Origin of the sequence: Salinarimonas sp. NSM (assembly GCF_052380005.1) — a bacterium.
GTDB lineage: Bacteria > Pseudomonadota > Alphaproteobacteria > Rhizobiales > Beijerinckiaceae > Salinarimonas.
On sequence record NZ_JBQTCJ010000061.1, the window covers coordinates 18,744 to 28,648 of the forward strand.

The 9,905-nt window shown below is 73.4% G+C and carries 11 protein-coding genes and 1 pseudogene; 5 read left to right on the forward strand and 7 right to left on the reverse strand.

The features are described from left to right. Positions 1 to 17: 17 nt before the first annotated feature. From ACTZWW_RS18660 to rfbF, 6 genes are read right to left on the reverse strand one after another with little or no spacing between them, the layout of a single operon-like run. The gene (locus ACTZWW_RS18660; RefSeq protein ID WP_444782469.1) at positions 18 to 788 is read right to left on the reverse strand and encodes a cephalosporin hydroxylase family protein; all 771 of its coding nucleotides are present in this window, start codon (positions 786 to 788) and stop codon (positions 18 to 20) included. After that, entirely contained in the window at positions 785 to 1,735 is a 951-nt protein-coding gene (locus tag ACTZWW_RS18665; protein WP_444782470.1) for an NAD-dependent epimerase/dehydratase family protein, read from the reverse strand. The genes ACTZWW_RS18660 and ACTZWW_RS18665 overlap by 4 nt, the downstream gene beginning before the upstream one ends. Next, on the reverse strand, positions 1,732 to 2,277 hold the full coding sequence (rfbC, locus tag ACTZWW_RS18670; RefSeq protein WP_444782471.1) for a dTDP-4-dehydrorhamnose 3,5-epimerase: 546 nt from the start codon (positions 2,275 to 2,277) through the stop codon (positions 1,732 to 1,734). Before rfbC ends, ACTZWW_RS18665 begins: the two co-directional genes overlap by 4 nt. Next, complete coding sequence (locus tag ACTZWW_RS18675) at positions 2,277 to 3,521, reverse strand: methyltransferase domain-containing protein (RefSeq protein WP_444782472.1); 1,245 nt, start codon at positions 3,519 to 3,521, stop codon at positions 2,277 to 2,279. Before ACTZWW_RS18675 ends, rfbC begins: the two co-directional genes overlap by 1 nt. Continuing rightward, a complete protein-coding gene (locus ACTZWW_RS18680) occupies positions 3,518 to 4,501 on the reverse strand; it encodes a GDP-mannose 4,6-dehydratase (RefSeq protein ID WP_444782473.1) in 984 nt (327 codons plus the stop codon). The genes ACTZWW_RS18675 and ACTZWW_RS18680 overlap by 4 nt, the downstream gene beginning before the upstream one ends. After that, positions 4,498 to 5,283, reverse strand: a complete 786-nt coding sequence (rfbF, locus tag ACTZWW_RS18685; protein ID WP_444782474.1) for a glucose-1-phosphate cytidylyltransferase — start codon at positions 5,281 to 5,283, stop codon at positions 4,498 to 4,500. Before rfbF ends, ACTZWW_RS18680 begins: the two co-directional genes overlap by 4 nt. A 344-nt stretch (positions 5,284 to 5,627) precedes the next feature. Between rfbF and ACTZWW_RS18690 the strand changes: the two genes are divergently transcribed. Both ACTZWW_RS18690 and ACTZWW_RS18695 read left to right on the forward strand, forming a co-directional pair. Then, positions 5,628 to 6,443, forward strand: coding sequence for an outer membrane protein (locus tag ACTZWW_RS18690; RefSeq protein ID WP_444782475.1), 816 nt, complete (start codon positions 5,628 to 5,630; stop codon positions 6,441 to 6,443). A 182-nt stretch (positions 6,444 to 6,625) separates the two neighbouring features. Continuing rightward, positions 6,626 to 6,991: a hypothetical protein gene (locus ACTZWW_RS18695; protein ID WP_444782476.1), complete on the forward strand. Its 366-nt coding sequence runs from the start codon at positions 6,626 to 6,628 to the stop codon at positions 6,989 to 6,991. 17 nt (positions 6,992 to 7,008) lie between these two features. On the opposite strand, the gene ACTZWW_RS18700 is transcribed toward ACTZWW_RS18695, so the two are convergent. Beyond that, positions 7,009 to 8,151 (reverse strand): autotransporter outer membrane beta-barrel domain-containing protein, encoded by a 1,143-nt coding sequence (locus ACTZWW_RS18700; protein ID WP_444782477.1) that lies wholly within the window; start codon positions 8,149 to 8,151, stop codon positions 7,009 to 7,011. 215 nt (positions 8,152 to 8,366) lie between these two features. On the opposite strand from ACTZWW_RS18700, the gene ACTZWW_RS18705 reads away from it, so the two are divergent. From ACTZWW_RS18705 to ACTZWW_RS18715, 3 genes and pseudogenes are all read left to right on the forward strand, one after another. Further along, positions 8,367 to 8,927 (forward strand): sigma-70 family RNA polymerase sigma factor, encoded by a 561-nt coding sequence (locus tag ACTZWW_RS18705; protein ID WP_444782478.1) that lies wholly within the window; start codon positions 8,367 to 8,369, stop codon positions 8,925 to 8,927. Next, positions 8,924 to 9,643: a hypothetical protein gene (locus tag ACTZWW_RS18710; protein ID WP_444782479.1), complete on the forward strand. Its 720-nt coding sequence runs from the start codon at positions 8,924 to 8,926 to the stop codon at positions 9,641 to 9,643. Before ACTZWW_RS18705 ends, ACTZWW_RS18710 begins: the two co-directional genes overlap by 4 nt. Positions 9,644 to 9,645: 2 nt before the next feature. Next, positions 9,646 to 9,905: pseudogene (locus ACTZWW_RS18715) on the forward strand (hypothetical protein); the annotation flags it as partial.

A 9,905-nucleotide genomic window follows, 5' to 3' on the forward strand; every position in this document is an offset into this window, starting at 1 on the left:
CGCGCGCGGGCGCGCGCCTATCCGATGCGCTCGAGCCAGGCGCTCGGCCAGCCCGTGATCGGGCGGTCGAGCGCGCTCTCGTTGAAGCGCCAGGCGGGCGGGGCCAGCGCGAAGTCCGGGCGGCGCGCCGCGAACTCCTCGGCGGCGGCGGCGGGGTTGTCGTCGACCCATTCCGGCTTGCCGCGCGGCGCGTCGGCGACCTCGCGCATGATGCCGTCGGTCGCGACGATGAAGCTGCCGGGGGTGACAAGCGGCGCGTAGGCCTCGAGCTCGCGGGCGACGTGGGCCTTGCTGTGGTTCGAATCCAGAATCACCAGCACGCTCTCGCCCGGGCGGATCAGCGCGCGCACGGCGTCGACGATCTCGGGGGCGGCGGAATCGCCCTCGACGAGGGCGATCATCGGCGCGAGCGGGTGCGCCTCGATCGCCGCGCGGTTGTGCGGGCGGATCTCGATGTCGACGCCGACCACCAGCCGCCCGAACCCCATCGCCTTCATCAGCCCCGCCGAGAACACGAGCGAGCCGCCGTGCGCGACGCCGGTCTCGACGATGACGTCCGGCCTGAGCGCGCAGATCGCCTCCTGCGTGCGCACCATGTCCTCGGGATGCTGGATGATCGGGCGGTCGAGCCAGGTGAAGGTGTAGGGATACTTCGCGTTCCAGCTCGTGCGCAGCCAGACGTCCGAGATCAGCTCGAACGCCTCCTTGCCCCACAGGTCGAGGGTGCGGGCCGCGCCGTCCTGCTCCACCGCCAGGGTGCGGGCGTCGGTGTCGATGGTGATCCTCATGGGCGTGCCTCCTCGTTCGGCGTTCGCGCGCGCCGCATCTCGTCTCGTATCGCCGCCACGGTGCGCGCGAGCCCCTCGTCGAGGGAGACCGCTGGGCGGAAGCCGACCTCCCGCGTCAGACGCGCGGCAGAGGCGACCAGGCGGTCGGGATCGTGCGGCGGGCGCGGGCGCGCGCCGAGATCGACCCGGTCCGCGCCCCCGGCGAGGGCGGCGAGGCGCGCGATGAGGTCGCGCAGCCGCACCGCCTCGCCGGAGCCGACGTCGACCGGCCCCTCGACGCCGCTCTCCAGGAGCGCCGCCACCGCCTCCGCGGCGTCGTCGACATAGAGGAAGTCGCGCTCCTGCGTCCCCTCGGTCGTCGCCACCCGCTCGCCGGCGACGAGCGCACGGGCGACGGAGCCGATCAGCTTGCCCGGCGGCTCGCCGGGGCCGTAGGGCGTGAACAGCCGCGCCCAGGCGAAGGAGACCCCGTGCGCCAGCGCTGCCGCGGTCCCCGCCTGGAAGAGCGCGGCCTTCGCGGCGCCGTAGGGCGTGGCGGGGCGGATCGGCGTCGTCGCCTCGTCGAGCCGCGCGTCGCCGCCGGCGTATTCCGCGCAGGTGCCGAGCCCGACCGCGCGACGCCCGCCCGCGGCGCCGAAGGCGTCGACGAGCGCGACGCCCGCCTCGAGCCAGGCGAGGTTGGTGGGATCGCTCCAGAACCGGCCGGGCGTCGTGGTCCAGGCGCCGTGGACGAGCGCGTCCGGACGGGTCCGTGCGACGAGCGCGCGGGACGCGGCGGCGTCCGTCAGGTCGACGTGCTCCCAGGCCGCGACGCCCGCCACCGCGGGCGGATCGGTCCGCGAGGTCGTGCCGACGACGTTCCAGCCCCGGGCGGCGAGCGCGGCCGCGAGCGGGCGCCCGACGAAGCCCGTCGCGCCGGTGAGGAGGAGCGTGCCGCGCCCGCTCACGGGAGGAGATCCGTAGCGCGCAGCAGCGGCCATCCGGCGTCGCGCTCGGACAGGATCGGGTCCGCCACCGGCCAGTCGATGGCGAGACGCGGATCGTCCCAGCGCAGGCCCGCCGCCGCCCCGGCCACGTAGGGCGTCGTCATCTGGTAGAGGACCTCGGTCTCGTCCAGGAGGGTGACGAAGCCGTGGGCGAAGCCCTTCGGCACGAACAGCGCGGCCCGCGAGGCCGCGTCGAGCCGCAGCGCGTGCCAGCGCCCGCGCGTCGGCGAGCCCTCCCGCAGGTCGACGATCACGTCGTGGATCGCGCCCGAGGTGACGCGGATCAGCTTGTCCTCGCCGTGCGGCGCGCGCTGGAAGTGGAGCCCGCGCAGGGTTCCGGCGCGGGCGTTGAACGAGACGCTCGCCTGCACGAAGTCGGTGCTCAGCCCGCGCGCGGCGAAGGCCGCGCGGTCGACGGTGCGCGCGAAGAAGCCGCGCGCGTCCGCGATCGGCTCGGGCGTGATCACGAAGGCTCCGGGCAGCGGCGTCTCCTCGATCAGCATCAGACGATCCGCACCTCCGGCACCGGGATCACGAAGCGCCCGCCCGCCGCCCGGTAGGCGGCCTGCTGGGCGAGGATCTCCTCGGCGAAGTTCCAGGTGAGCAGCAGCGTGTAGTCCGGACGCGCCTCGACGAGGCGCTCGGGCGGCACGATCGGCAGCTTCGTGCCGGGCCCGTGGAGCCCCTGCTTCGCCGGCGAGCGGTCGGCGATGAAGTCGATCACGTCCGCGCCGAGCCCGGCGTAGTTGAGGAGCGTCGCGCCCTTGGCGGAGGCGCCGTAGGCGGCGATGCGCGCGCCGCCCGCCTTGAGGTCGCGCAGGACCTTCGCGAGCGTCGCCGTCAGCGCCTCGACCCGCGTCGCGAAGCCGGCGTAGTACGGCTCGTCCGTCATGCCGAGCCGTCGCTCGTCGGCCAGCAGCGCCGCCGCCGCCGCGCTCTGCGCCGTGCCCGCATGGGCCGCGAAGGCGCGCAGCGTGCCGCCGTGGAAGGGCGTGTGCTCCACGTGGGCGAGCACGAGCCCGTGGCGGGCGAAGAGGGCGTCGAGCGCGCTGCCGGAGAAGTAGCACAGGTGCTCGTGGTAGATCGTGTCGAACTCGCACTTCTCGACGAAGTCGCGGGCGTAGGGCACCTCGATCACGCACACGCCGCCCGGCTTGAGGAGCCGCTTCATGCCGGCGACGACGCCGTTGAGGTCGGGCACGTGGGCGAGGACGTTGTTGGCGTGGATCACGTCCGCCGCGATGCCTTCGGCGGCGAGGTCCTCGGCGAGATCGCGCCCGAAGAAGGCGACGCGCGTCGGCACGCCGGCGCCGATCGCCGCGCGCGCCACGTTCGCGGCTGGGTCGATGCCCAGCACCGGCACGCCGAGCGCTCGGTAGCCCTGGAGCAGGTAGCCGTCGTTGCTCGCGATCTCGACCACCTGGGCGCCCGCCCCGAGCCCGCGCTCGGAGACGAGGCGGCGTGCCAGCGCTCGCGCGGCGGCGGTGAAGCTCTCGGAGACCGACGAGAAGTACGGGTAGTCCGAGAACATAAGGTCCGGACGCACCGACACCGTGAGCTGGAGGAGCGTGCAGTCCCGGCAGAAGACGAGCGCCAGCGGATAGCGCGGCTCCGGCTCGGCCAGGCGTTCGGGCGCGACGAGGGCGTTGGCGAGCGGCGTCTCGCCGAGCGAGAGCACGGGCGCGAGGTGCGATCCGCCGCAGGAGCGGCAGACGCTGATGCGCGTCATGGCGGGCGCGTCCGTCATCGCGCGAGCCTCTCGCGATACCAGGCGATGGTGCGATCGAGCCCCTCCTCGAGGCCGTAGCGCGGCGCCCAGCCGAGCTCGGCGCGGGCCCGCGAGGCGTCGAGATACTGCTCGGCGATCTCGTGCGTCGCCTCGCCGAGAACGATCGGCTCGACATCGCTGCCCATCCGCGCGCGGATCAGGTCGACGAGGGCGCGGGCGGAGAGCGGGATCTCGGTCGAGAAGTTGAAGCCGCGCCCCGCGAGCGCCCGGTTCTCGGCGAGGCGCTCGGTGAGCGTCATGTAGGCCTCCACCGCGTCGCCGACGTAGATGTAGTCGCGCACCAGCGTGCCGTCCGAGCGGATCACCGGGCGCTCGCCGGCGATGAGCGAGCGGATCGTGCCGGGCACGATGCGGCTCCAGTTGAGGTCGCCGCCGCCGAAGAAGTTGCCGCAGCGGGTGATGGCGACCGGGGTCCGGTAAGTCGCCGCGTAGGATTGCGCGATCAGGTCCGCGCAGGATTTCGACGCGTCGTAGGGGTAGAGCCCGGCGAGCGGCGTCTCTTCCGTGTAGGGCAGCACCGCGGCCTGGCCGTAGGCCTTGTCGGAGGAGGCGACGACGATCTCGCTCACCTTGGGCGAGCGCCGTGCCGCCTCGAGCAGCCGCCAGGTGCCCGCCACGTTGGTCTCGAAGGTCGAGACCGGGTTGCGATTGGCGATCGGCACGATCGTCTGCGCCGCGAGGTGGATCACGCTCGCGATCTCGTGCTCGCCGAGAATGCGCTCCATCGCCGCCTGGTCGCAGACGTCGCCGCGCACGAGGGTGACGGTGCGCGCCCACTCCTCGGAGAGGAGCGGGCTTCCCGGCACCCAGTCCCGCACCAGCGCGACCACGTCGCAGCCGAGCGAGACCAGCTCGCGCGTCAGGTGCGAGCCGACGAGTCCGGAGGCGCCCGTGACGAGGACGCGGCGGTCGCGCCAGAAGCGCGCGCGGGGGCTCATTCCCAGATCCGCCACGGCGCCGCTCCCGATGCCCACATGTCGTCGAGGATGCGCCGGTCGCGCAGCGTGTCCATGCACTGCCAGTAGCCGTCGTGGCGATAGGCCATGAGCGCGCGCTCGCGCGAGAGCGGCTCCAGCACGTCACCCTCGAGCGCGGCGCCGTCGCCGGGAATGCGCGCGAGGATCTCGGGCTCGAGCACCATGAAGCCGCCGTTGATCCAGCCCTCGCCGATCTGCGGCTTCTCGATGAACTCGCGGATCGCGCCGTCCTCGCCGAAGTCGAGGCCGCCGAAGCGCGCGGGCGGGCGCACGGCGGTGATCGTGCCGAGGCGTCCGTGGGAGCGGTGGAAGGCGAGCAGCGCGTTCAGGTCGATGTTGGACACGCCGTCGCCGTAGGTGAGCATGAAGGGCTCGTCGCCGAGGAAGTCCCTGAGCCGGAGCAGGCGCCCGGCGGTGAGCGTCTCGAGGCCGGTCTCCATGAGATGCACGCGCCAGCTCTCGCGCAGGCTCCCGTGGTCTCCGAGATGCGGCCGCAGATCGCCGCCCGCGAGATCGATCGTGAGGGAGCCCCGCAGCCGTCCGTAATCGTAGAAGAAGCGCTTGATCACGTCGCCCTTGTAGCCGAGCGCCACGACGAACTCGTCGAAGCCCTGGGCGGCGTAGATCTTCATGATGTGCCACAGGATCGGCATGCCGCCGATCTCGACCATCGGCTTGGGGACGTTGACCGTCTCCTCCGAGAGGCGCGTGCCGAGCCCGCCGGCGAGTATGACGACCTTCACGACGGACCTCCCGGTCGCAGGCGCGCCGCCGCGCGGGGCGGCCGAATCGCGCGCTCGACCCGCCCAGGATAGACGCCCGGCGCGGTGCGGCCAAACGGGGCCGGGCCGACGGGACGCCCGGTGCTCGCGACCTGGAGAGCGCGCCGCGGCGGACGCAGGCCTAACCTATGTAAACGCATTGATTTGGTTCCATGAAGAACGTGTAGACGCGAGCAAAATTCTGCCACATGATGGACATCATTATGTAAGCTTGGCAATAAACAACGTAGACATGATGCATAGAAACAACAGCATCTTCCCCGTCACATGCGTTAGGTTGGCGGCTCACACAAAGAGGTGCTCTCATGACAAGAACCATTCTCCTGGCGAGCGCGGCGTCCTTCGTCCTCGCCGGTGGGGCTCTCGCGGCGGATCTGCCCTCGCGCGTCGAGGCGCCGGCTCCGGTGTTCGTCGCCCAGCCCGTCTTCAGCTGGACCGGCTTCTACGCCGGCGTGAACGCGGGCGTCGGCTTCAACGCCGGTGACGACCGCGACAGCGTCGTCGTGGTCGCCCCGAACGCGTCCGGCGTGCCGGCGGGCACGACGATCCGCTACGGCGACAACAGCGAGGACGCGTCGTTCACCGGCGGCGGCTTCATCGGCTACAATTACCAGTTCGTGAACAACTTCGTCCTGGGCGCCGAGGCGGACCTCCAGTTCGTAGGTCTCGGCGACGACGACGCGGCGGCCCCGATCTCCGTCACCCCGGTGACCCCGGGATTCCAGCCGCTGCGTCGCGGCATCTCGGGCGTCGACTGGTTCGGTACGGTGCGCCTGCGCGCCGGCTACGCCTTCGACCGCACCCTCGTCTATGCCACCGGCGGTCTCGCCTACGGCGGTGGTGACGATGCCCGCTTCGAGACGGCGGCTGGCAATCGCGTGTTCTTCCAGGACGACGACGACGTCGGCTTCGGCTGGACGCTCGGTGCGGGTATCGACTACGCGATGACCGACAACCTCATCCTCGGCCTCGAGGGTCTGTACGTGAACCTCGACCGCGACGTCGACGCCAACGGCACGGCCGGCTTCGTCGGTGCGGCCGCGGTACCGGCGGCGAGCGAGTCGAACGACGACAACCTCGAGTTCGGCGTGGTGCGCGCCCGCCTGAGCTACAAGTTCTGACGCCTCGCGCCATCGTCGACGCACCGTCGTCGACACGCCTACCGGCGACCGTCGCAGGAGCCGACCCCTCGGGGTCGGCTCCTTTTTTTCGCGCGCCGCATCGAACCGACGGCCACGGTCCTCCGACGAAGCAGGCGAGCGGGTGAGAACCCGTCAGCCCCATCCAGGAAGGAAGACCGATCATGCGCCGCCTCCCAACTCTCCCCGTCGCCCTGCGCACCCTCGCTACGGTCGCCGCCGGCTTCGCCGCCCTCGTCGCCCTCGCGGGCACGAGCGAGGCCGAGATGCTGCGTGACGATTGCTTCACCCGCATCGCGCCGGCCTGCCAGCAGATCCGCGACGTCGACGCCGCGCATCGCTGCGTGATCCGCGAGACCAATGCCTGCGAGGTCCGCATCGTCCTGCGGCGGGACCGTGCGCACGCGCGCCCGCGCCCGCGCGCGGCGGGCGTGCTCGACACAGTCTATTCCCAGGGCGAGCCGGGCGGGGCCGTCGCGGTGGCGGCCGACGCTGCGGCCGGCGGCCCGGACCCGTCCGGGCGTCGCTGAGGGGATGCGCCGGGCGCTCAGAAACGCAGGCCGACCCTGCCCGAGACCGTCACGACCGAATAGGCCGGCCGCGCCAGGCCGGACACGTCGATCTCGAGCGAGAGCGCGAGCGCCGATGTCGGCGCCGCGCGCAGGCCGGCTCGCAGCGCGAGATCCCCGTCCGGCAGGTCGTCCGTGGCGGTCGCGGGCGCCGGGCTCTCGCTGCGCGCGACGTCCCACGTCGCCGTGGCGGCGACGAAGGGGGTGAGCGTGCCGCCCGATGCGACGGCGAAGGCGCGCGACACCTCCGCCCCGGCCCGCAGCGTCGTCGTCTCGATCGTCAGCGCCGGATACGCCGTGCCGAGGCTGTCGCGATAGGCGCCCTGCCGGTCCGAGACCCAGATGACGCCGAGGGTCGGCGCGACCTGGAACCCACCCGTCTGCAGGTAGGCCGTGAGGTTCGCCGCCAGCGCCCTGCGCTCCGAGTCGAAGCGCCCGCGCGCGACGGCGTTGCCGACGTCGCTCTCCCCGCCCTGCCAGAAGGCGGAGAGGTCCGCCACCAGCACGTCCGTCAGCGATGCGCCGGCGTAGACGCCCGCGCCGCCGAGCCGCCCTTCGAGGAAGCCGGAGCCGGCGGTCTCGAAGTCGGACGCCTCGTAGAGGCCGAGCACACCGACGACGGCCCGCGCTCCCACCCGCCGGTCGACGCCGGCGGAGATCCCCGCCTGGACGCCGCGATAGCCGAAGGTCGGGTGGCTGCGCTCGGCCCAGGTGCCGCGCGGCGAGATCCAGGCATGCCAGAGCGGTTGCGCCGACGCATTCAGGGAGGCGAAGGCCGCCGGCGGCGGCCCGTCGGGTGCGGCGACGACGGGCTCGACCATCGCCGGCGCGAGCCGCTCGCCGACGCGCGTGCGGACGCCGTTCGACAGGAGATCGGCGACCGGCGCCTGGCCCGCCCGCAGGAGGGCTGCGGCCTGGCCGTCGGTGCGGATCGGATCCGGCGCCGTCTGCCGTGTCGTCGGGGCCTGCGTGCCGCCTCCGGTCTGGGGTGCTCCGCCCGTCGGCGTGCCGCCTCCGGTCTGCCCGCCCCCCGTCTGCCCACCGCCTCCCTGGCTCTGCGCGAGCGCGGCCGAGGACGCGAGGAGCAGGCATGCGGCGAGGGCGATCGATCGACGTCCCATCACGACCATCCGAGCACGGGGCGGCAGACGTGAGCTTAGCCGCGCGGCCGGCGCGTGCGAAGGGGTGCGCGCCGCCCGTACCGCGGATCGTGGCCCGCCGTGGCCGCGCGGGCACATCGCCCCGGCGATTCCGATCCGCCGGTGCGATCGTGTAGTCTCGGCCGTGAACCTTCCGCGGCCCGCGTCCGTCGAAGGAGCCGGGAAGACCGACGCCGATGAGGGACGACGCCGATCTCGCCGATCTCGCCGCGATCGCCGGAGGCGACGAGGGCGCGCTTCGCGCGCTCCACGCCCGACACGCGACGAAGGTCTTCCGGTTCGTGCTGCGGCTCGTGCGCAACGAGGCCGTCGCGGAGGAGGTGACCAATGAGGCCTTCGTCGAGATCTGGAAGGGCGCCGGGCGCTTCCGCGGCGGCTCCGCCGTCGGCACCTGGCTCCTGTCTGTCGCGCGCAACAAGGCGATCGACCGGCTGCGCAAGCGCGGCGAGGACCCCCTCGACGAGGAGGCCGCGGCCCGTATCCCCGACGCGGCGGACGATCCGGAGGTGGAGCTCGCCAAGCGCGACAAGGGGGCGCTCATGCGCCGCGTGATCGAGGGCCTCTCGCCGGTCCACCGGGAGATCGTGGACCTCGTCTACTACCAGGAGCAATCCGTGGCCGAGGCGGCCGCGGTGCTCGGCGTGCCGGAGAACACCGTCAAGACGCGGATGTTCTACGCTCGCAAGCAGCTCGCCCGGCTCTTCGCCGAGGCCGGAATCGACAGGGGCTGGCCATGACCGCCGACCGTAGCCACGACGACCCGCCGGAGGGGATCGACGCCGACGATCCGGCGCTGCTCCTGCCCTGGTACGCCGCGGGGACCCTCGACGCGGCCGACCGCGCCCGTGTCGAGCGCTTCCTGGCGGACGATCCCGAGCAAGAGGCCCACCTCGCCGCGATCGTCGAGGAGCGCGAGGCGGCGATGCTCCTCGCCCGCGCGGCGCCGGTGCCGAGCGCGGGCTCCATCGACGCGATTCTCGCGCGGACACGTCGCGAGGCCCCACGGGCCGCCCCCGGGGCGATGCCGAGCGCGGCCGCCGCCCGCCGCGGCTTCGCGGCGCGGGTGCTCGCCGGGCTCTCGGGGCTCCTCGACGCGCTCTCGCCGCCGGTGCGCGGCGCCGCGGTCGCCGCGCTCGTGCTCGTCGCGGTGGCGCAGGCGGGCGTGATCGGCGCGCTCGTCGGCGGGCCGCCGGCCGAGCAGACGTACCGCACGGCGACGGGCGAGGGCGCCCCCGCGGCGGCGCAGGCGACGATCCTCGTGATGTTCGCGCCCGAGGCGACCGCACAAGAGATCGGTGACCTCCTCGCCGCGCTCGACGCGCGCATCGTCGACGGGCCGCAGGCGGGCGGGCTCTACGCGCTCGCCCTCGCGGAGGGGGCGGACCCCGACGCCACGCTCGCGCGGCTGCGTGCGGCGGGCGACGTGGTGCGCTTCGCCGGGCCGGGGTCGTGATCATGGCCTCGCCGATCGCGCTGCCGCTTCTCGTCGCCGCCGCGCTCGTCGTCTCCGGGATGGCGCAGGCGCAGTTCGCGCCCCCGCCGAACGTGCCGCCGCCGGTCGCACCGCCACCCGTGGCGCCCCCTCCCGTCGCGCCGCCGCCGGTGGTCGCGCCGCGGCCGGTCGTGCCGCGCATCGTGCCGCCGGTCGTTCTGCCGAGCCCGATCCGTGACGATCCACAGCGTCTGCGCCCGGCCGAGCCGACGAACGCCGACCC